The organism is Pedobacter sp. AC190 (assembly GCF_979258025.1).
This window is the reverse complement of record NZ_OZ409824.1, coordinates 5,066,936-5,089,272: the sequence shown is the minus strand read 5'-3', so window position 1 is coordinate 5,089,272 and position 22,337 is coordinate 5,066,936. Positions and strand designations below refer to the sequence as shown.

Sequence of the window (22,337 nt, the reverse complement as noted above, 5' to 3'; positions counted from 1 at the left end):
ATTGAAATGAATAAAACTTTGATAATCGTAACACACCCTGATCTAAATAATTCAGTGATAAACAAAAGGTGGCTAGAAGAATTAGAAAAATTTCCTGAAAAGTTTCATGTGCACCAATTGCATGAGGTTTATCCTAATCAACAGTTTGATATAAGGGCAGAGCAAAAACTGGTCGAAGAACATGATCGTATTGTTTTTCAGTTCCCTTATTATTGGTACCATTCTCCTGCATTATTGAAAAAATGGTTTGATGAAGTGCTTACCCATGGATGGGCATACGGAAGCTCAAGTGGCTTTAAATTTACGGGAAAGAAAATTGCTCTCGCGATTTCTTTAGGATTGAAGGAAGACCAATTGCAGCATGGTACAATTTTCAAATACACCCTTGAAGAACTCACTCGGCCATTTGAAGCACTGTTTGATTATATAAAGGCAGATTACCAGCCATTGTTTGCTTACTATGGAATGGCATTCGAACCTACTGAAGAATGGGTAGAAAGAAGCGTTCCTTTGTATCTTGATTTTCTGGATCGCTTCAATTATGAAAAAGGTAATGCAGATAAGGCTTAACTCCGCATTACACTGAATGTTTAATTTGAGATCTGTTTCTTCTATTTTATTCAGTTTTACATTACAAGGTGGATAGATAAAAAGTTTGCAAAAAACGTTGAAGCAAGAAAGGAAAAAAAATAACAGGCTGGAGAAGTTCATTTCAAACTTTTTTATGTTCTAAATGGCGGTAAATTTTTTTTGAAGCTGTTCCTGCTAAAATTTTGAGTTCATTTATATGAAACCTTTTAATTTTAAATCATCCATCAGTAGCTCAATAAAAAAGGCTTTTAAGCAATTAAAAGTAATCCTGCCCATCTATACAACCCTTTCTAATGCGATTTAGAAAGGGTTTTTTTATGGTGTGGGTAAAAAAACAAAACAATTTTGGGCTGCTGGCTATTGTTATGTCAAATTACATTTTAGCAGTATGAAAAATAGTGAAGACGATTTACAACAATTTATAAAAGCATTTGATCCAAATAAATTTAAAATTCTAAAGTCTGGAATAGAAATAAGAGGAATTAGCGATATACATCGGAATATTAGCCTAGCAAAAGAATTAATTCAGAAACTCAAGTTGCGACTTGATGTAAGGCATAATGCAGAGATGACGACCTACGGAGGTTTTGAAGTTATTAAAATCTAACATATTTGAAAAATATGTTGTCAAAAGCAAGTATGAGCAGAAATGAATTGGACAAATAAAATGATGTTGACGCTGGCACTTCCTGCTGGATTTGTTTCAGGCTAATAATACAGCAAGAGGAGCGTATACTGATTGCCTATCCTTGCTTTTGCTTACTGAAGGGAATTCAAAAACTGTTTTTTTAGCAATTCGATAAACCCTTGTTGCTTCTGCATTTAGCACTGCAATATTTTACTTCCAACCACACTTTTTCCCACTTCTTGCGCCAAGTAAACGGCTTCTCGCAATTTGCACAGATTTTGGAGCGCAGATTTTCCTTTTTAACTGCTTTCATCTTCTAATCAAATTCCGTAATACCTGCTTTTAAACATAGAACTAAGCATAAGTACGAATTTTTGGGGATTTGAAATTCGAATTCTTTCACTCATGATTTCATTTGTAGTTTTCCTTTTAATCTTATCAAAAAGCTTTTTATAATAGATATAGGCCAAATAAACACCTCTTCGTGATGATTTGGGCAATTGCTTTATGCCTTGCAATGCTGCTTCAAATTCTTCTGCTATTTCTTTCTCAATAACAAGTTTTTCAGCAATGGAAAATCTAGATAAATCCACTCCAGGAAAGTAACTTCGGTTCAAGAGCTGAAAATCTGCCTTAACATCTCGTAAAAAATTTACTTTCTGGAAAGCGGAGCCAAGCTTCATAGCAGATTCTTTTAGCCGCTCATAACTTGCGGCATCACCTTGTACAAAAACCTGGAGGCACATTAAGCCTACAACCTGTGCCGACCCCAATATATAGCGTTCGTATTTTTGAGGTGTATATTTTTCCTGGCGAAGGTCCATTTCCATGCTTTCCAGGAAAAGATCTATGAGTTCTTGTTTTACATTATATTGGTTTACAACTTTTTGAAAAGCATTAAGAATAGGGTTCAGGCTAATTTGATCCTGAATCGCTTCATTGCAGTCCCTTTTAAACTTCCAAAGCAGCTGCGGCTTATCGTAATCATGGAAACTATCTACAATTTCATCGGCTAGCCTTACAAATCCATATATTGCATAAATGGCTTCCTGATGGCTTTTGTCTAGAAAACGGATACCCATAGAAAAGCTGGTGCTGTAGGTTTTAGTTACCATTTTACTGCACTTTGCAGATACACGATCAAAAATAATTTTCATTCAATATCAGTCTTAAATTTTTTCAAAATTTTGAGCAAAATGGAAGTCTTCGAGTTTCTGAAGCAAAGTAATAAGTTTAATTTTTTCTTCGAGAATAAGTGGGCCTGTTACGTTGGCCGAAGCAGCCCGTATTTTGTCCATACTTTTGTTCAGTTCCAGTGTTCCTTTTGCCGAAATGCTCATAATCATACTGCGTTTATCAATCCCAGAGGATTGTTGGGTGATTAAGCCCTTATCCAGAAGGCGTTTAATGATTAATGTTCCCGCTGGCTTATCGTGAATGTTTTCTTTTATTAATGCTGATTTACTCATATTTCCAGCAGACAGGAGGTTAATCAGGTATATGAATTCATCGGGGGTTGAAAATAAACTATTGGTTATAGCTGCTTTCGCCTGTATTTTAGCATATCTGTAGAGATGAACAAGTGCCGTATTGATTACGCTATCTGCAGAACGACCGTTAATTTTACCAGTCCATTCAGGTTCTTCGGGTTTTATATTTTCGCCTTGATCGGATTGCGTATTACTCCACTTTAGAAAAGATTTTAAATCGTCCTTTGCATCCATGCTGCTACTTTCGTATGTTTTTACCAACAACAATAAGTCGTTTAAAAGGTTGTACATCATCTTTTTTTATTGTAATGGTTTATAATTTCGATTTCGTTAGGTTCTATTCTTTACTAAAATGTTGTTTTTAAATTACCAAGGCCTCCATCTACCGGAATAATTTGCCCAGTTATCCAACTGCTCTCTGCCGAGAGTAAAAATGCAATGGCAGCGCTGATGTCTTTTGGCGTTCCGTATTTTCCCAATGGGTGCCTTTTTGCTGATGCATCCATTTTTTCGGGCGTGTTAAGTAGTTTTGAAGCAAGCGGTGTATCCGTTAAAGACGGTGCAACTATATTTACCCTGATTTGACTACTGCTTAATTCTGCTGCTAATGAGATCGATAGGCCCTCAATTGCTGCTTTTGACGCCGCAATACTCGCATGAAAAGCCATTCCAGTTCTTGCTGCGACAGAACTTATTAGCACAATAGATGCTGAGGAAGCATTCTTTAAAGATTTTAAGGATTGTTGTATAGATGTGGCAGCCCCAACTACGTTGAGTTTGAAATCATCAATAAAATCGCTTTCTGTCATTCGTGCAAATGGCTTAAGGTTGATGTTTCCAACACAGTATACCAGGCCATCGAGTTCATCGGGAACGAATGAGGCTAATGCTGCTGTCGAACTCATCACATCCATTTCCAGATAGCGAACGGAATCAGGCCATAGTGGTGAACTGTTTCTGCTGGCGGTGAAAATATTCGCTCCCTCTATATGTAGTAAATTAACCAAATCGAATCCGATACCAGAGCTTGCGCCGATAACAAGGATATTTTTGCTCTTAAACCTCATGATTAAACATTGAAATTAGTTTAAGTATTTATAAACTAATTTGATTAAATAAAGTTTATAAATATACTAATTGTTTTAAAGTATAATCTGTTACAGCAAAAAAATGTTTTACTGATAGTTAATGTTGGCGTTTTAAGGGAAACCAATTACATCAAAATGTATTAATCGTGATCAATAGGACGATCTGGACATTTAGTTTATTTGACAGTAAATATTTTATAAGGTGTTGAACGGACGATGAATTTTAAAGTATTTGAATGCTAATCTATTAATTGGCTTATGCGGAACATATTTACATTATAATGTTGTTCCCGAAAAGTTAAATATCAAACAAAAGATCATCTTCTGCTTAGTTTAAGGACTCGTTAAGGATAAGAGAATGTTAAGCCTACAACTGGCCTAAAGCTGGCCTGTATATTGGCCGTATTTTCTCCGTATTTTGATTCAATTTTCCCGAACGAAAGACGAACGAGAGACGAACAAGACACGAACAAAGTGCGGTAGAGTGTCTTATCCTTCTATAGCTATACAGGTTATTGATTTAATTTTGAATTGACTATACATCCAAATTTGGTAATTCTGTGTGAACTATACATTTGTGTTTTGATCTGATTTATATTTTTTAGGCTTCCACCTTTTTTTCAGTTCTCCCTGTTTAAGGTGGGCTTGTTCAGGTGTAAGATAGTCACAGCTGGCATGTGGTCTTATCTGATTATATACCTGGATATTGTCTCTGATCTTTCTCGTGGTTTCCCTTAGCCCTGTTTGTGCTCCATATAAGTCAAACTCTGCTTTTAGTATGCCATTTACCCGCTCCGCTATGGCATTCTCATACGGATCTCCATTTTCAGTCATGCTTACAGCAATATTTCCATCTGTAAGTATCTCTACATAGCTTTTACTACAATATTGCGATCCTCTGTCAGAATGATGAATCAGTTTGTTCTGAGGATATTTTCGATCAGCTATAGCCATTCGCAGGGCATCTATGCAGCCCTGTGCAGACAGATCTTTCCTGAAAGCCCAGCCCATGATCTTCTTCGAATAGGCGTCCGTGATCAGGCTCAGGTATCCCCATTGCTTTCTAAGCTGGATATAAGTGATATCACTTACCCATACCTGCTCAGGCCCGTTAACTACCAGTATTTTAATTAGATTGTTGTATTTATGCATCCAATGCCTTGAATTGGTGGTCACTACTTTTCTTTTTCGGTTCCTGATGTGCAAGCCATGTTCCCGCATTAGGTTAAAAAGGTAGTCCCTTCCGATTTTAATACCATGTTTCTCCAAGGGTTGCTGTAGCATGTAGTGTAATTTTAGGGTGCCTATTCTGTTTTGTTTCTTACGGATATCGAATACATGCTGCAACACAATATCATCTTTCAAGCCCAGGTCTTGTATTCTCCACTGATGATCGTAATAAGCATGTCTTGTCTTGCCAAACAGTCTGCACAGTAACTTGATCCCTAATTTGGGAAAGTCCTGTTTCATTTTGATGACTGCCTGGCACCAGACTTTTTTCTGATATCTATCTTAAGTTGATCTTCTGCAATATCAATCATGGTATCCAATGCCCTGATTTTCAGATTAGCCTCTGCCAAAGCCTTTTTCAAGGCTTGGAGTTCTAAGGCTTCAGATGTTTCTGGTGTCTGCTGATTCTTTGACATATCTAAGGATGAGAAATCTCTAAGTTCGGAATTTTCCTGCTTAAATCTCTTGATCCACTGATTTATCAATGAAGCACTACTGATATTGAATGAAATACGTGCTTGTTTTAAGCTCATACCGGACTCTATAGCACGTACTACAGAACGACGCTCAGATTCTGTATAAGACTTATTTCCACTACGATAGCCATGTTGAAATAGCCAGGCTTCAAGTGATCTTGAACTCATGCCGTACTCCAGGATTAAATCCTTACGGGGTACTCCCTGCTCAACAAGGCTAACGATATGCGAAATTAGACGCTTATCAAATTTTTGTTGTTTACTGGTCCGAGATGAATAAATTAATGCTGTTTCTTTTGTTTCCATACACTGTTTTTAGTGTATAGCTTTTTTAGGAATCGACAGAGTCCTTAACTGTAACACTAGTGTTTATAGACGGTATAAGGAGGAAGCTAAAAGCGGTTATTGTGTATGATTTCAAAAGCCAAATTGTTCTACAATAGGACGGCATAATCCACCAAGCAAAAGCCTAACAGATATTGTTTACTGTTAGGCTTTTTCTGTTAAAGAGGGCAAGTATCTTGCTATCAGATTTAATATCTTTAAGAATATATTGGTTTCCTGATTTCTATTTCTGAAGCTGCAGTCTGATCCAGTTAATTATAAACAGTAAAAATAAGATGCTTATAATATAAAGTTCGATCTTATTTACGGCTCTAGTACCAAATTTTCTTACACAAACTCGATCAATAATTAGAAATACAAGTGCTAGAGGAATCCAAAGTAAATTTACCCACCCTTGTAGCCTTTGGTCCATACCATTGGTATTTATTAAGATTATGGATGAAATTATTATGGCTAATATCGATATCAAGCTGAGAACTAAAAATATGGTCATTCTTTTTGTGTTGGCTGTTTTCATCAAATTTAATGTTTGCAATGTGGGCCAATTAATCTATTATTTCGGTTAATTGTTTATAACTAAACCAAGCTTATAAATATGTGACTATTCGGTGGTTTTATTTCAAATATAATACTTGTCACTTAATAGTGATAAAGGATTAATCTGACTCAATTTTTTATAGCCCTGTTTAAAGATAAATGGAATGAAAAATCGTAGATGGCACGATCAGAAATAGAGAAAAAAGCAAAGAAACCTTTGGTTGCTCTTAAAAAATAGTATGCTGTGCAATCGGATTTTTTTGTTTGTAATCAGAGGGAGAAAGGCCGGTTTGCTTTTTGAAAAATTTCCCAAAGAAAGAGGAATTGCTAAATTTCAATGCTAATGCAACTTCAGAAATATTTAGCAACGGATTATTCAGTAAAATTTTTGCTTCCCCGATAACTATATCGTCTATAAGCTCTCCTGCGGTTTTTTCAGTTACTTGTTTTACTACTTGCGAAAGATGCCTTGGCGTAATACATAATTTATTTGCATAATAAATTACCCGTTTTTCTTCTTTAAAATGCTCTGAAAGTAAATTAAGAAAATTAGTTGTTAACTCCAGTTTGCTATCCCTTTTTGCGGGCTCTAAAACCTGTCTTTTGTTGCTTAGCAAAATCAAATCGTAAACTATTTCTGTGAAACTATTTCTAATAATTTCATTTCGATGAGGGATATCTGCCTGGAGTTTTAATTTTTTTTGTAAAGAAATTATATCATGATATAAATCTGTATACTCTTCCTTAGTAAGTGAAAACTTATTAATGGATTGCGTCATAAATAACCTATAACTCTGGGCGCTACTTAAAAATATACCCTGTTTTTTCAAATACGCTTTGCTGAATCCAACTTTTATAAAGGATATGTTCGGATCGTTCGTGATCTCGTAAATTGAATCTGGAAAAACAAAATGAATATCCCTTTCTTTTAAAGTTTCGGGCAAGAAATTAGTCTTAATATTTAACTTTCCTTTAATAATTAGGATAAATGCGTAGGAGCTGGCCCGAAAGGGTTGATTGTGGCAAAAATCAGGAATATAGTTCTCGAAATAGCTAACCTCCAAATCTTCTAATGGCGGAAATTTCTTGTCGATATTAACGACCTGATCGTTATTGTTAAGAAGCTGTTGCTGCATGGATTTTTAGTGTTTCGTAACAGTTTTTTAACAGATATTTCCACGCCTTTCTTAATAAAAATAAAGCCTCATTTTTCGCAATATAGTCCCCTGATATCTGACTGTTTTTGACGATAGCAAATCTAATATTTCAATCTATTTTTCAAATTTATTTTTTTTATTATGACTAATTTCTGATAAGAATTTAATCGTTTGATTGATTTTTAATTGTCAATAACTTATTGATATATAGATTTTTGTTTGAGTATTTGCTTTGTAATCGCTTAATTTCTACTGTTTTACCTATTTATAATAAAAGTCAGGAAGTCGAATAGTCAATTCATTTAAATGTCACATTTTTTCAATCCACCTTTTTGACCAATAGTTCCCACTTTTGAACCTTTTTTATCGAGGCTTTCAACGTTAAAATTGCGTTATCAAATTGTTTGCAAATAATAATCTGATGGAACTTGTTTTTGCGCCAAATGCGTGCAAACAAAAAAGACAAGGGTTTTAATAAACAATAAAATAAGGGAGTATTACCATCCAGTATGCGCAAAAAATTAATAGATAGGATTGATGCATTTAAAGATGCCTCTATCATTAAGGAAAAAGGGCTTTATCCTTACTTCAGATCAATAGAATCTGCTCAAGACACTGAAGTGATTATTAATGGAAAAAAGGTGCTGATGTTTGGATCGAATTCGTATTTAGGTCTAACTAACCACCCCAAAATAAAAGAAGCAGCAAAAATTGCCATAGAAAAATATGGAACAGGCTGTGCAGGTTCAAGGTTTTTAAATGGCTCGCTCGATATTCATATAAATTTAGAAAACCGTTTAGCGGAGTATGTTTCTAAAGAGGCAGCTGTACTTTTTAGTACAGGTTTTCAGGTTAATTTAGGGGTAATTTCCTGTTTGCTTGATCGGAATGATTATTTGATTTTAGACGAGTATGACCATGCCTCAATTATAGATGGAAGTCGATTATCTTTTTCCAGAACGATAAAATACGCTCATAACGACATGGGCGATTTGAGGAGGAAATTGAGCAGATTACCAGAAGATGCGGCAAAGTTAATCGTATCCGATGGTATTTTCAGTATGGAAGGCGATTTGGTTAATCTACCAGAATTGGTTCAAATTGCTGATGAATTTGGCGCTAACGTGATGATGGATGATGCCCATAGTTTGGGTGTAATTGGTTTTAATGGCGCTGGAACGGCATCTCATTTCAATCTTACCAATAAGGTCGATTTAATAATGGGTACATTCAGTAAATCACTAGCCTCTTTAGGTGGTTTTATTGCTGGTGATGCCGCAACGATAGAATTTATAAAACATCGTGCCCGCTCGCTTATGTTTAGCGCAAGTATGCCGCCTTCGGCCGTAGCAAGTGTAATTGCTGCTTTAGATATCATCGAGTCTGAGCCTGAGCGTATTGATAAGCTTTGGCAAAATACAGAATATGCAAAAAAACTGCTTTTAGAATCAGGCTTTGATATTGGTCATAGCAATAGCCCAATTATTCCAGTTTATATAAGAGATAATACTAAAACTTTTATGATTACCAACATCTTGCAGCAAAATGGGGTGTTTGTAAATCCAGTAGTTTCTCCTGCAGTTCCGTCAGGTTCTTCGCTCATTAGGTTTTCTTTAATGGCTACGCACAGTTTTGAGCAAATCGAAATTGCCATAGAAAAACTTACAAGTGCTTTTAAAGCTGTTAATGTTGATTTGGTGGGGCTTCAATCATGAAAAAAATAGTTAAAGTTTCAACTAAAACTGAGCTTGGTGCATTCATTGATTTTCCGCATGAGCTTTATGCGAATGATGTAAATTATGTGCCAGAGCTTTTTATAGCTCAACGCGATTTACTTTCGCCAGGAAAGCATCCTTTTTATGAGCACTCGGAAATTCAACTTTTTTTAGCTTATGAAGATGAAAAAATAGTTGGACGGATTGCTGCAATTAACAACACCAACCATAATAAATTATATAATGCTACAGATGGTTTTTTCGGCTTTTTCGATGTGGTTAACAGTCAGGATATAGTTAGTTTATTATTCGAGGCCGCTCAAAACTGGCTAGCAGAAAAAGGATTAAATAGGATTTTAGGGCCAGTAAATTTCTCGACGAATGAAACCTGTGGTTTACTGATAGATGGTTTTGATGGGCCTCCAGTTGCCATGATGCCATATAACGCACCTTATTACCTTAATAGGTTAGAGCAATTAGGTTTCGAAAAAAATGTTGATTTAAGAGCGTACCGATATACTACAGGTAATTATAGCGATAGATCGGTAAAACTAATTGATCGGATTGAAGAGCGTTTAAAACGGAATGATATCGTGATTCGGACCATCAATATGAAAAACTTTAATCAGGATAAAGAAGCTATCCGTGAGGTTTATAACAAGGCTTGGGATAAAAACCTGGGTTTCGTACCTATGACGGATAAGGAGTTTGATTATACAGCGAAAGACTTAAAACTCATTCTTGATCCAGATTTCTGCATAATGGCTGAGCAAAACGGCAAAATTGTTGGCTTTGCCTTGGCAATTCCTGATATCAACCAAATTCAGATTAAAATAAAACGTGGACGATTATTTCCGACAGGCTTAATTAAGCTTTTAACGGGCAAGAAAAAGATAGACGGCATTAGAATTTTATTGCTTGGGGTAGTTGATGGATATCGAAAAATGGGTATTGAGGCATGCTTATATGGACATATTATTAAGAGTTTTTCTGCAAAGAATATGAAATATGCCGAAGCAAGCTGGACGTTGGATCATAACGATATGATTAACAAGCCAATTGAGGATATAGGCGGAAAGCTATACCGAAAATATAGAATTTTAGAAAAGGCGATATGAAAAAGCGGGTGTTGATTACTGGTGCAACTGGATTTGTTGGATATCATCTTATTCAGGCGGCTTTAGATAATAATCTGGAAGTTTATGTTAGTGTACGCAGGCAAAGCATAGTTGCTCATTTAGCCGATTTTGCTGTTAATTATGTTGAATTAGATTTCGAATCGATAGGGCAGATGAAACATCATATCGAAGAAAAGAAATACAATTACATTATTCATGCGGCTGCTACAACCAAGGCAAAAAACCGTGAAGCTTATTTTCATATCAACGCAATTTACACCCGAAACTTTGCAATCGCGGCATCAACGGCTACTCATAAAATAGAAAAATTTGTGTTTGTAAGTAGTTTGGCTGCAAGAGGTCCATTATTGGGTCAACATGATGCAATTAGTTTATCCAACCCAGTAACAGATTACGGAAGAAGCAAAGCTTTAGCCGAAACCTATTTAAGTCAGCTTAAAAATTTGCCATTAATTGTATTTCGGCCGACTGCAGTTTATGGTCCCCGCGAAAAAGACATTTTTATCTTGATAAAAGCAATTAATTCGGGTTTGGAGTTTTACATAGGAACGCAGCAGCAACCACTAACTTTTATACATGTTACAGATTTGGCAGAGGCCATTTTAAAGGTGCTCAAGTCGGATTTGGTTTATAAAACTTACCACATTTCTGATGGTGAAATTTACAATCGCTTCTCTTTAGCAGAATACACCAGGCTCGCATTAAAAAAGAAAACACTTGTAGTTAAGGTACCATCAACAATTATTAAGGGGCTTGCGTGGGGCCTGGAGCACACCTACAAGGTATTTAATAAAGTACCAACGCTTAACGTGGATAAAATAAAAGAATTAACCGCAAGCAGTTGGGCATGTAGTATAGACAGTTTACAAAATGATATTGGGTTTAAACCAAAATACCAATTGGAGGGTGGTATTAAGGAAACGATTACCTGGTACAAAGAAAATAATTGGTTATAAATAAAATTAAAATAAGATAGAATGAAAGAACAAGTAAAATCAGCCGATGGCAAACTTGGAATATTAATGCCAGGTCTTGGTGCTGTTGCCACAACCATGATTGCTGGGGTAGCTGCTGTAAAAAAAGGCTTATCAAAACCAATTGGCTCTTTAACCCAAATGGGAAGCATCCGCATTGGTAAAAGAACGGAGAAAAAAGAACCAAAAATTAAAGATTTTGTGCCTTTGGCAAATCTCGAAAACCTCGTTTTTGGTGGTTGGGATGTATATGAAGATAACGTTTACGAAGCTGCACTTAATGCAAGAGTTTTAGATGCAAACCTTCTGCGTGACGTGCGTGAGGAATTACAGGCAATAAAACCAATGCGTGCTGCATTTGATCGGAATTATGTAAAAAACCTTACAGGTACGCATGTTAAGCAAACCGAAAACAGGTACGAGTTGGCGCAAGAGGTGATGGAAGATATTAAAAACTTCAAAAGCGAAAATAACTGCGATAGAATTGTATTGGTTTGGTGTGGTTCTACCGAAATTTATTTTGAACCATCTGCGGTTCACGAATCGCTTGCGGCCTTTGAACAAGGCTTAAGAGATAACGATCCACTAATTGCACCAAGTATGATTTATGCTTATGCAGCTTTAAAATTAGGCGTTCCTTTTGCTAATGGTGCTCCAAACTTAACGGTAGATATTCCAGCTTTAATCGAATTGGCAAAAGAAACCAATACGCCAATCGCTGGGAAAGATTTTAAAACTGGTCAAACCTTAATGAAAACCATTTTGGCGCCAGGTTTAGCAGCACGTTCTTTAGGTGTTAATGGCTGGTTCTCTGATAATATTTTAGGTAATCGCGATGGTTTAGTATTGGATGACCCAGATAACTTTAAAACAAAAGAAGTATCAAAATTAGGCGTACTGGAAGATATTTTTAAACCAGAAGTAAATCCAGATTTGTATGGCGATATGTACCATAAAATCAGAATTAACTATTATCCGCCGCATGGCGATAACAAAGAAAGCTGGGATAACATCGATATTTTCGGGTGGTTGGGTTATAAAATGCAAATCAAGATTAACTTCTTATGCCGCGATTCGATTTTAGCTGCACCAATTGTTTTGGATTTGGCTTTGTTTATGGATTTGGCGAAAAGAGCTAATATGTCTGGTATTCAAGAATGGTTATCGTTCTATTTAAAATCGCCACAAACCATTCCAGGTGTACCTGCAGAAAACGACATTTTTAAACAATTAATGAAACTTCAAAATACTTTGCGCTACATAATGGGCGAGGAGCTTATTACGCATTTAGGGCAAGATTATGAAGAAGAATTGGTAGAAACGCTGTAGTGCTATTCCATAAAATCATATCAACCGTTTTCGGCATCGGGTACATTGGCAAAGGGGCAGGAACCATCGCTGCAATCGCGACCTGCCTTTGCTGGTACTTTTCGCAAACCATTTATACAAATCCTTATTTATGGCCACTGCTCATTACTTTGTTTTTAACGCTAATAGGCACAATCTCTGCCGATGTTGTTGAAGATGAGTGGGGCAAAGACCATCAGAGGGTAGTTATTGATGAAGTTGTTGGTATGTGCATTGCCTTATTGGGGACACCGTTAAAACCTGTTTACATTATTCTGGGCTTAATACTTTTTAGGTTTTTCGATATTTTAAAACCCTTTTACATCAAAAAAATGGAAGCGTTACCTGGCGGATTAGGTGTAATGGCCGATGATGTATTGGCTGGAGCATATTCAAGTATCGTTCTTCAAGTGATTGTTTCCTTCGGGTTATTTTAATCTCTAATGTTAAGGTACTTCAAAGCCCAGGCTTCATCATTAACCGCTACCGCTGTAGATTTTTTAGTCACGCTGTTAGTAGCGAACTTTTTCAGCTCCTGGTATTTAACAGCTAGTATTATCGGAACAGTTTGCGGAGGAATGGTAAACTTTTACATCAATAGGTTCTGGGTTTTTGATGCGGCTTCAAAAGCACTCAAATGGCAGGCGCTTAAGTATATTTTGGTTTGGGTTGGCAACTTAATATTAGTAACGCTTGGCGTTTACTTTTTTACTCATTTTTTTAATATCAATTACATGCTCTCCAAAGTATTTGTATCGATTTCGGTTGGTATAAGCTACAATTATTATATGCAAAAGCTGTTTATTTTCTCCGTTAAATGAAACAATTACCGTTAATTTCTTTTTTTATTGGCTTGTTTTCAATATTAAATTTATTGCTCAGCAGCGATGCTCTTGCTCAGGCAACTGTAGTTTCGGGCACGGTACGTGATGCCGTCACCAAAGAAACGCTGCCTAATGTTTCTGTTTTTTTTAAGGATACCAAAATCGGTACTCAAACCGATATTAATGGAAATTATAACATAAGTTCGGGCGAGCCTCAAAGCGGTTTAAGTTTTAATTCTGTTGGTTACACTATTGCAAGTAAAAATATTATGCCTTCTGCAACGCAGCAAACGGATGTGTTGCTTGTGCCGAGTTCAAATTCGCTGGATGAAGTGATTATTGTTGGCGGAAAGAAAATTAAATATCGGAATAAAGATAATCCAGCAGTAGAATTGATTAGGCAGGTTATTGCGCATAAAGACGAAAACCGCATTAAAAGTTATCAAACAGTGGCTTATCAGCAATATGAAAAAATGTTGTTTTCGGTAAGTAATGTGTCAGAGAAATTTAAGAACAAAAAGATGTTCCGAAATTATCAATTTCTATTTCAGGAACAGGATTCAACCTTAATTGGGGGGAAAAATCTTTTGCCAATTTATATTCAGGAAAGCCTATCGGATAAATTTTTAAGTAGAGAACCCGAAAAGAGTAAAACAGTTATTGTAGCACAAAAGCAGGTTCAGTTTGATAGTCGGTATATCGATAATAAAGGAATGAAAACCTATTTCGATCGGATGTATCAAGACATTGATATTTATAAAAACAACATATCGGTTATTAGTAACGATTTTTTAAGTCCGATTGCAGATGGTGCGCCAGCGTTTTATAAATTCTTTATTACAGATACCTTAAAAAATCAGAAACCGCAAATTATTGAGCTTTCTTTTACGCCACGTAATACTGGTGATATGCTGTTTGAAGGGAAGATATACGTAACTAATGATGGTAAATATGCAATTACAGGCGCATCATTCGGGGTAAACAAAAACATAAACCTGAATTTTGTAAGAGCTTTAAAAATTGATTTAACCTTTGAACCGAACGCTGCGGGAAAATATAATTTAAGTAAAAGCAAGATACTTACGGATTTTGGTATCGGTAAAACAAAGGGTGTTGGTTTTACTGGAGAGCGAACCGTTACCTTCAAAAAATACCAGTTTGATGCGCCTTTGCCAGATACGGTCTTCCAAGGGAAAAGTACATCAGTTTTAGCTGATGCAGGCAAAAAAGATGATTTGTTCTGGCAACAAAATCGATTAGACACAATTTCTGCGAACGAGTTAAAGATTTATGGCAATATCGACACCCTGCAAAATCTTCCATCATTTAAACGTACTATGCAAATTGTAACCTTGCTTTTTGCGGGTTATCAAAATCTTGGTCCTTACGAAATTGGACCTGTGAATACCTTTTATAGTTTTAATAATGTAGAGGGACTTCGATTGCGTTTAGGTGGAAGAACAACGCCAGAATTAAGCAAACGTTATTATTTTGAGAATTATGCCGCTTATGGTTTTAAAGATGAAAAATGGAAGTTTTTTTTATCGGCAACGTACTCAATTAACAACAAGTCGATTTATGAGTTTCCTCAGAATTATATAAGAGCAAGTTTTCAACGAGATACTAAAATACCTGGACAAGAATTACAGTTTGTGCAAGAAGATAATTTCTTGCTTTCGTTTAAACGCGGGGTTAACGATATGTTACTCTACAACGATTTCTATCGTTTAGATTACGTAAAGGAATACGAAAATCATTTCTCTTATACTTTGGGGTTTAAAAAATGGAGTCAAACACCTGCTGGAGGATTATTTTATCAGAATGATGCAAATCAGTTTGTAAATAGGTTAACAACCAGTGAATTGTCGTTACAACTGCGTTATGCGCCAAACGAAAAGTTTTATCAGGGAAAAATATATCGCGTACCAATTACCGATCGATATCCTGTCTTTAATTTCAAATATACTGCAGGCTTAAAGGGGTTGCTGGGTGGAGAATATAACTACCACAATATTATGGGGAGTATTGATAAGCGGTTTTATCTTTCTCAATTGGGCTACAGTGATGTAACCATTGAAGGAGGTTATATCGCTGGTAAAGTTCCTTTTCCTTTATTAGATATCCATCGAGCCAACCAAACTTACGCTTATCAGCTTAACTCTTACAATTTGATGAATTTTCTAGAATTTGTAAGCGACCATTATGCAAGCATCAACATAGACCATAATTTTAATGGTTTTTTCTTTAACAAAATTCCTTTACTGAAAAAGTTAAAATTAAGAGAAGTTGTTTCTTTTAAGGCACTTTATGGTGGATTGCGTGATGAAAATAACCCTGCATTAACTTCCAGTTTATATAGACTTCCTGATTATGAAGATGGTTCGAAACGAACTTACGCATTAGGAAATGATCCATACATGGAAGGTAGCGTTGGGGTTGGGAATATTTTTAAGTTACTGCGGGTCGACTTAGTTAAGCGATTCAATTATTTAAATCATCCAGAAGTATCTGAGTGGGGAATTAGGGCCAGGGTAAAATTCGATTTTTAAAATTAAAGTTATGAAAGCAAAGTTAAGAGACAGCTTGCAGTTGGGCATATATAAGGTAATTAATCCTTTTGTAAGAGGCTTGATTAAGATTGGGCTAACGCCAAATGCAGTTACCACAATTGGTTTAATACTGAATATTGGTGTTGCTGTTATTTTTGTATTAGGTGCCGAAAAATCGAATCGTGGAGATATGTCTTACATTGGTTGGGGTGGTGCTTTGGTGCTTTTCGCTGGGCTTTTTGATATGTTGGATGGGCAGGTAGCAAGATTAGGAAATATGAGCTCGAAATTTGGTGCGCTTTACGATTCCGTGCTAGACCGTTACAGCGAGATGATTATGTTTTTAGGGATTTGCTATTATCTGGTTGCTCATCATTATTTCTTAAGTTCTTTATTTGCCTTTATCGCATTAATTGGTTCGATGATGGTAAGTTATACCCGAGCAAGAGCCGAAGGACTTGGTGTAGAGTGCAAAGGAGGGTTGATGCAACGGCCAGAGCGTGTGGTAACGATAGGCGTTTTTGCTATTGCCTGCGGTGTTGCTGGTCATTTCATTGGCGGTGATTACAAAATTTATCTTCCTGGTATTTCATTTCACGTTTTCGAAACTATGTCGATATTCACTATGCCGATAACTTTAATGGCATTGTTAACCAACATCACAGCGGTTAAAAGGTTGCAGGAAGCAAAAAGGGGATTAGAAGCTCAGGAAAAAGCAGAAAGAACAATCGGTAATAAAGCGGCATTAATTGTTGGCTTTACGCTTGTTTTTGGTTTGTTGGGTATAAACAACTCTGTTATGGCGCAAGATCCTTCACCTATAACTTTTCCAGTACCAAAAGATATCAGTAATCAGCTTTTTTATCTTCAGCGAGATCCAAATACGAATACCATTATCTGTCAGTTAAATCTAGATAAAAAAGGAGAAGTTAATGCGGATAACCCTGTTAATGTTTTTTGGATGCGATATGATGACAAGGGCGAAAAGAAAGAGTTAAGCTATATCCAACGAAAATTTGCTTACGGAATTTTAACTAAAAGTATGGGAAACGGTCAGTTCGAGCTTCGTTTTACCTCGCATAAAAAACTACCTATGTATCTTAATAAATCAGAAGCTGACAAGCGTTATCATGTTTATGCTACAATTAATAAGAAAAAACTACAAATTGAGCGTATTTTTTTGAGGATTGAAGGTGGTTCTTTTTGGCTCCCCAACGTTAAGTATGTAGAAATAAAAGGTTACGATGCAAAAGAGCCATCGAAATTATTAATAGAGCGAATTAAAATATAAAATCTATGAAGAAGAATTTTATCTCGAATTCATCATCATCCATAAGAATGTTTAAAAGCGATTTTATGGAAAGCCTTTCAAAGGTTAAATATTATGTACCATTAATCGTATATATTCCGGTTATTGGTTGCTTATTTTATAAATCGTTTGCAGAAATTAATATGTCGGTTATCAGCTTTGCTGGCTGGTTCTTATTGGGTTTAGCCATTTGGACCATTACCGAATATATTTTACACCGCTATGTGTTTCACTTCGAACCCGATGTAGCGTGGGGGAAAAAAATTCATTTTATATTTCATGGCGTGCATCATGATTATCCAAACGATGCAAACCGACTGGTAATGCCGCCTTCTGCAAGCATTCCGATGGCTTTGGGTTTTTACTTTTTGTTCGATTGGTTATTGCCAGAAACCAAAGTTTATCCATTCTTTTCTGGTTTTATGATTGGTTATCTGTTTTACGATATGGTTCACTATGCATTACATCATGCTAATTTTAAAAGTGGGTTCTGGAAAAAACTAAAACAGCATCATATGTTGCATCACTACTCAGATTCTACAAAAGGCTATGGTGTAAGCTGGACTTTTTGGGATCATATATTTAAGTCGAATTTTGATAAAAGGTAGTATGCCCGAAAATGTCATCCTCGAAAAATCATTTTTCGCCAGCGGTACAGTTATTAAAACTGCAATTATTTCAATTGCTTACCTTTTGTTATCGGTGCTATTGGTCGGTTTTAAAACCGATCAGTTAGTACTTGTATTTATTTTTAATGCCCTATTTTATATTTCTTCTGGAACGAGAAAATTTATCATCGCATTCTCCATATTTATCGTTTATTGGATAATCTTCGACTATATGAAGGCTTTTCCAAACTATCTTTTCAACGCTGTACACATAGAGGATTTATATCTGTTTGAAAAAAAGCTTTTCGGGATAAATTTTGATGGATTAATACTTACACCAAATGAATACTGGAAACTTAATACCACCTCATTTTTAGATGTGCTTACGGGTTTCTTTTATTTAATGTGGATTCCAGTGCCCTTAGGTTTTGCTGCATATCTCTTCTTTAAAAATAGAAAATACTTTATATACTTCTCCCTAACCTTTGTGTGGGTTAATCTTTTAGGTTTTATAATTTACTACATTTTTCCTGCCGCACCACCTTGGTATGTGCAAGAGCATGATTTTAAGTTTATCTCTGCAACTGCAGGAAATACCGCTGGCTTATCCAGATTTGACCATTACTTTAACATTCAACTATTTCAGGGGATTTACAGTAAAGGCTCGAATGTTTTTGCCGCTATGCCTTCTCTACATTCGGCTTACCCATTTATTGTTTTGTATTACGGACTTAAAAGCAGATTGAAATTTATAAATATACTTTTTGCTGTTGTCATGTTGGGGATTTGGTTTGCAGCAGTTTACAACAGTCACCATTATGTTCTTGATGTAATTGCAGGTGTTTTATGTTCTCTTTTAGCGATAGTAACCTTCGAACTTTTTTTAAAGTCAGAAAGATTTAAGAACCTACTAAACCAGTTTTACGATCTAATTAAATAGCGCCTCTCTTAGGGATAAAAATAGTAGTTGATGGTTTTGAAAATCGATTCTTAACTTTGAATTGAAATGGGATGAAGGTTTAGAGGTAGATCTTATTCGGTTGGATTATTAAAACACTACTTGGCATTGGATGTAATTACAAAAATCCCAATATTAGATATTACTGAATTTTCGAGTAAGAATTCGGAAAGCAATTTATTGTATCACGAAATAAAAGGAAAAAGGCTTATTGAAAAAGCACATAAGCACGATTTTTTTCTTTTCATGCTTTTTGTGCAGGGGAGCGGAACACATACCATCGATTTTGTTGATTATGAGGTAGCTGCGGCACAGCTACATATTTTATTTCCCGAGCAAATTCATAAATGGGAGTTGAGGGAAGAAACACATGCACATCAGGTTATGATCAGCAGAAATATGTTTGAAACCCTGGTTAATTCTTTGCGATTTTCATTAACGCTTTATCAAAACTATCCAGTAATCAGCCTTAGTAAAGAAACGCTGAATAAAATTTTATACGAATTTCAACAAATTAAATCCGAGTTCGGAAAACCATTAATATTTTCTGAAATTATTAATGCAAGGGTTAAACTTATTGCTTTAATGATAAGTGAAGAGGCAGAAATGATATTTAATAATCAAACGGTTTATAAAACTAAACCCATACTTTTTAAATATCGCTCGCTTGTTGATACTCATTGTAAAAGTGAAAAACTGGTTTCATTTTATGCAAACCAACTGAATATTTCGGCCAATTATTTGAACATACTTTGTAAAAAGTACTTTCATGTTTCTGCAACGGCTCTAATTCACGAACGTTTAATTTTAGAAATAAAAAGAATGTTGCTCACCACAAATAAGCCGATAAAAGCTATCGCATCAGAACTTGGTTTTTATGATATCGCCTATTTCTCTAAATTTTTTAAAAAATATACGCAAACAACCCCAAAGGCATTTAGAGGGCAAATGTAAATTGTAATATTTTTTTCGGCTAAAACGGATTAATAAGCAATCTTAAAATCGGGTTGTTATAAATTATACAATTTTTAGCATAAATCCTACTTAGGAGTTAATGCAGTATAGTGTTATTTTCGTATCAAAGAAATTTGATATTATGACAGCACAATCTATCTCAAGAAAAGATTTTATCCGCAACTCGTCTATATTACTTGCCAGTACCTGTGTGCTCAATTCGGCTCAGGCAATGGAAGGTGAGCATATTACGGAAATCTTTGCTGGCAAAACGCTTATTCTAAAAAACGTTATGCTCGAAACAGGATTTACCTATGATCAGGATGACGTAATTAAAACAAATACAGCACTTTTTACAATTGAGATAGAAGAGGGGAAAATTAAAAGTGTTTTACCAAATAACCCTAAAGGCAAAGGAATTGATGCGAAAGGTTTTTTGATGCTTCCTGCATTTAGAGATATGCACATCCATTTAGATAAAACCTATTATGGACTTCCGTGGCAGGCGCATTTGAAGAAAAATAAAAGTGTTAAGGATATGATTGCCTTTGAACAGCAAATAATTCCTGAGCTTTTAAAAACTTCTGTACCACGTACCGAAAAGCTAATTGAATTACTTCAATCATATGGTACAAGTTATGCGAGGTCTCATGTAAATATCGAACCTACCTCTGGTTTAAATTCTTTAAAGCATTTAGAAACGGCACTTCAAAACAAAAAGTCGTCTTTTCAGGCAGAACTGGTTGCTTTTCCTCAGCATGGAATATACTACACCAAATCTGAGGAATTAATGAAAGAAGCCGCAAAAATGGATATTGATTTTATTGGCGGACTCGATCCATTTAGCATTGATGGAGGCATTGAAAAACATATGGATTTTGTGGTGCAGCTAGCGCTTGATAATGGAAAAGGTATTGATATTCATCTTCATGAAGGTGGCGAATCGGGCTTGAAAACAATCGAATATTTGATTGCCAAAGTAATGGAGAATCCAGTGCTGAAAGGCAAAACCTATGTTAGTCATGCTTTTGCACTAAGGTATCTGGATAAAAATAAAACAGAAGAAATTGCCGAAAAACTTGGACTTGCGAAAATCGGAATTGCATCAACTATTCCGCTTTCTGGTAATCCGATGCCAATACCAACCCTGTACAAACATGGGGTAGAAGTAGTTGCTGGTAATGATTGTATTGTTGACCATTGGAGTACTTTTGGTACAGGTAGTATTTTGCAAAAGGCAAATATCGCCGCACAAATTTACGGGTATCGTACAGAATTCGACCTCTCGAGGATATTAAAACTTGCTACGGGAAATATTGTTCCATTAGATGATAAAGGAAATAGACAATGGCCAAATGTTGGTGACGCAGCGAACGTTGTACTAGTAGATGCCTCCTGTTCAGCAGAAGCGGTTTCGAGGGTATCGCCAGTTAAATCGCTCATTCATGATGGAAACCTTGTTTTTTAAGAAGAATTAATTTTTTCTAATAGATAATGAAAGGCCTTGAAATAATCTTTCAAGGCTTTTTGGTTAGTTATACAGGTTGTAATCTGGAATCGCGAATCTTACCTTTCAGTTTGCTATCGGTTTCTATGTAAGATTTAATTGCTTTTATGGTTTCTTCTGGTGCACTAATGTGCGGGTAATGGCCAGTTGCATTCATCATATGCATTGCATTATGTGGCGTATGGCGTTTAATGTAATTTCCAACAGATTCAGAAGAAATGAAATCTTCTTTAGCTTGCAAACTAACACTTGGAACTGTAAGTTCTTTCAAACGATCTCTGTAATCGCAGTTAAATGTTGCTTTGGCAAAGGCTAAAGCCATTTTTGGATTCATAGCTTCAAAGGATTCGAGCAATACCTCACCAAACTCTGGATGATCTGCATTTTGCATAACCTCGGGGACCATATATTTTGCCCAGCCCAGATAATCATTAGCCATAGAGTTAAACAGCTCTTCCACTTGATCTCGCTCTAAACCTCCAAAGTATTGATTAGCGTTTATGTATTTAGGGGAAGCGCCTATAAAAATTAATTTTTCGAATAATTCTGGTTTCTGTAGTGCCGCAAGCATTCCAATCATTCCGCTAACAGAATGGCCTATGAAAATGACTTCTTTTAGCTTAAGTGCTTCTATAATATCTAAAACATCGCAAGCATAACCATCTAATGTAGCGTACTTGTGGTAATCATACTCAGAAATATCTGAAAGGCCACAGCCCACATAATCGAAAAGTATAAGTTTATAATCTTTTAAAAAGGCATCTGTAATGAATCTCCAGGTAGTTTGGTCGCAACCAAAGCCATGAGCAAGCATAATAACCCGTTCGCCTGAACCAATGACGTTAACATGGTTTCTTTCAATAATGGTAGACATACTTTGTTGGGACAATTTAATTACTAAATTAAAAATC

At 35.8% G+C, this 22,337-nt stretch carries 22 protein-coding genes; 14 read left to right on the top strand and 8 right to left on the bottom strand.

Translation table 11 applies throughout. The features are described from left to right. Positions 1 to 6 precede the first annotated feature (6 nt). Positions 7 to 570: an NAD(P)H-dependent oxidoreductase gene (locus ACZZZI_RS22125; RefSeq protein ID WP_463491460.1), complete on the top strand. Its 564-nt coding sequence runs from the start codon at positions 7 to 9 to the stop codon at positions 568 to 570. Between the two features lie 409 nt (positions 571 to 979). Further along, complete coding sequence (locus ACZZZI_RS22120; RefSeq protein WP_463491458.1) at positions 980 to 1,198, top strand: hypothetical protein; 219 nt, start codon at positions 980 to 982, stop codon at positions 1,196 to 1,198. 181 nt (positions 1,199 to 1,379) lie between these two features. On the opposite strand, the gene ACZZZI_RS22115 is transcribed toward ACZZZI_RS22120, so the two are convergent. The 7 genes from ACZZZI_RS22115 to ACZZZI_RS22085 form a co-directional block, all read right to left on the bottom strand. Continuing rightward, entirely contained in the window at positions 1,380 to 1,532 is a 153-nt protein-coding gene (locus tag ACZZZI_RS22115; protein WP_316763638.1) for a DUF2256 domain-containing protein, read from the bottom strand. Between the two features lie 7 nt (positions 1,533 to 1,539). After that, positions 1,540 to 2,376 (bottom strand): phytoene/squalene synthase family protein, encoded by an 837-nt coding sequence (locus ACZZZI_RS22110; protein WP_316763636.1) that lies wholly within the window; start codon positions 2,374 to 2,376, stop codon positions 1,540 to 1,542. Positions 2,377 to 2,388: 12 nt separating this feature from the next. Continuing rightward, a complete protein-coding gene (locus ACZZZI_RS22105; protein ID WP_463491455.1) occupies positions 2,389 to 3,003 on the bottom strand; it encodes a MarR family winged helix-turn-helix transcriptional regulator in 615 nt (204 codons plus the stop codon). Between the two features lie 53 nt (positions 3,004 to 3,056). Then, entirely contained in the window at positions 3,057 to 3,776 is a 720-nt protein-coding gene (locus tag ACZZZI_RS22100) for an SDR family NAD(P)-dependent oxidoreductase (protein ID WP_463491453.1), read from the bottom strand. A gap of 588 nt (positions 3,777 to 4,364) precedes the next feature. Then, complete coding sequence (locus tag ACZZZI_RS22095; protein WP_463490389.1) at positions 4,365 to 5,267, bottom strand: IS3 family transposase; 903 nt, start codon at positions 5,265 to 5,267, stop codon at positions 4,365 to 4,367. Beyond that, positions 5,264 to 5,809: a transposase gene (locus ACZZZI_RS22090; protein WP_463490387.1), complete on the bottom strand. Its 546-nt coding sequence runs from the start codon at positions 5,807 to 5,809 to the stop codon at positions 5,264 to 5,266. Before ACZZZI_RS22090 ends, ACZZZI_RS22095 begins: the two co-directional genes overlap by 4 nt. A gap of 803 nt (positions 5,810 to 6,612) precedes the next feature. Then, positions 6,613 to 7,329, bottom strand: coding sequence for a helix-turn-helix domain-containing protein (locus ACZZZI_RS22085; RefSeq protein ID WP_316756855.1), 717 nt, complete (start codon positions 7,327 to 7,329; stop codon positions 6,613 to 6,615). 722 nt (positions 7,330 to 8,051) lie between these two features. Between ACZZZI_RS22085 and spt the strand changes: the two genes are divergently transcribed. From spt to ACZZZI_RS22025, 12 genes are all read left to right on the top strand, one after another. Further along, the gene (gene spt, locus ACZZZI_RS22080) at positions 8,052 to 9,257 is read left to right on the top strand and encodes a serine palmitoyltransferase (RefSeq protein ID WP_316756857.1); all 1,206 of its coding nucleotides are present in this window, start codon (positions 8,052 to 8,054) and stop codon (positions 9,255 to 9,257) included. Then, entirely contained in the window at positions 9,254 to 10,375 is a 1,122-nt protein-coding gene (locus ACZZZI_RS22075) for a hypothetical protein (protein ID WP_463491450.1), read from the top strand. The genes spt and ACZZZI_RS22075 overlap by 4 nt, the downstream gene beginning before the upstream one ends. After that, positions 10,372 to 11,352 carry an NAD-dependent epimerase/dehydratase family protein gene (locus tag ACZZZI_RS22070; protein ID WP_463491448.1) on the top strand — a complete coding sequence of 327 codons (981 nt, stop codon included), beginning with the start codon at positions 10,372 to 10,374 and terminating at the stop codon, positions 11,350 to 11,352. Before ACZZZI_RS22075 ends, ACZZZI_RS22070 begins: the two co-directional genes overlap by 4 nt. A 21-nt stretch (positions 11,353 to 11,373) precedes the next feature. Continuing rightward, positions 11,374 to 12,699 (top strand): inositol-3-phosphate synthase, encoded by a 1,326-nt coding sequence (locus tag ACZZZI_RS22065; RefSeq protein WP_316756863.1) that lies wholly within the window; start codon positions 11,374 to 11,376, stop codon positions 12,697 to 12,699. After that, entirely contained in the window at positions 12,699 to 13,154 is a 456-nt protein-coding gene (locus tag ACZZZI_RS22060) for a phosphatidylglycerophosphatase A family protein (protein WP_463491445.1), read from the top strand. Before ACZZZI_RS22065 ends, ACZZZI_RS22060 begins: the two co-directional genes overlap by 1 nt. Positions 13,155 to 13,160: 6 nt before the next feature. Beyond that, positions 13,161 to 13,538 carry a GtrA family protein gene (locus ACZZZI_RS22055; protein ID WP_424059459.1) on the top strand — a complete coding sequence of 126 codons (378 nt, stop codon included), beginning with the start codon at positions 13,161 to 13,163 and terminating at the stop codon, positions 13,536 to 13,538. Next, the gene (locus ACZZZI_RS22050) at positions 13,535 to 16,090 is read left to right on the top strand and encodes a DUF5686 and carboxypeptidase-like regulatory domain-containing protein (RefSeq protein WP_463491443.1); all 2,556 of its coding nucleotides are present in this window, start codon (positions 13,535 to 13,537) and stop codon (positions 16,088 to 16,090) included. The genes ACZZZI_RS22055 and ACZZZI_RS22050 overlap by 4 nt, the downstream gene beginning before the upstream one ends. Positions 16,091 to 16,100: 10 nt before the next feature. Then, positions 16,101 to 17,381: a DUF4833 domain-containing protein gene (locus ACZZZI_RS22045; RefSeq protein ID WP_463491441.1), complete on the top strand. Its 1,281-nt coding sequence runs from the start codon at positions 16,101 to 16,103 to the stop codon at positions 17,379 to 17,381. 5 nt (positions 17,382 to 17,386) lie between these two features. Further along, positions 17,387 to 18,007 carry a sterol desaturase family protein gene (locus tag ACZZZI_RS22040; protein ID WP_463491439.1) on the top strand — a complete coding sequence of 207 codons (621 nt, stop codon included), beginning with the start codon at positions 17,387 to 17,389 and terminating at the stop codon, positions 18,005 to 18,007. Position 18,008: 1 nt separating this feature from the next. Then, positions 18,009 to 18,947 carry a phosphatase PAP2 family protein gene (locus ACZZZI_RS22035; RefSeq protein ID WP_463491437.1) on the top strand — a complete coding sequence of 313 codons (939 nt, stop codon included), beginning with the start codon at positions 18,009 to 18,011 and terminating at the stop codon, positions 18,945 to 18,947. Positions 18,948 to 19,073: 126 nt separating this feature from the next. Further along, a complete protein-coding gene (locus ACZZZI_RS22030) occupies positions 19,074 to 19,919 on the top strand; it encodes a helix-turn-helix domain-containing protein (RefSeq protein ID WP_463491435.1) in 846 nt (281 codons plus the stop codon). Positions 19,920 to 20,019: 100 nt separating this feature from the next. Then, the gene (locus tag ACZZZI_RS22025) at positions 20,020 to 21,387 is read left to right on the top strand and encodes an amidohydrolase (RefSeq protein WP_463491433.1); all 1,368 of its coding nucleotides are present in this window, start codon (positions 20,020 to 20,022) and stop codon (positions 21,385 to 21,387) included. 67 nt (positions 21,388 to 21,454) lie between these two features. Here ACZZZI_RS22025 and ACZZZI_RS22020 read toward each other — a convergent pair whose 3' ends face one another. Further along, entirely contained in the window at positions 21,455 to 22,300 is an 846-nt protein-coding gene (locus ACZZZI_RS22020) for an alpha/beta fold hydrolase (protein ID WP_316756883.1), read from the bottom strand. Positions 22,301 to 22,337 lie beyond the last annotated feature (37 nt).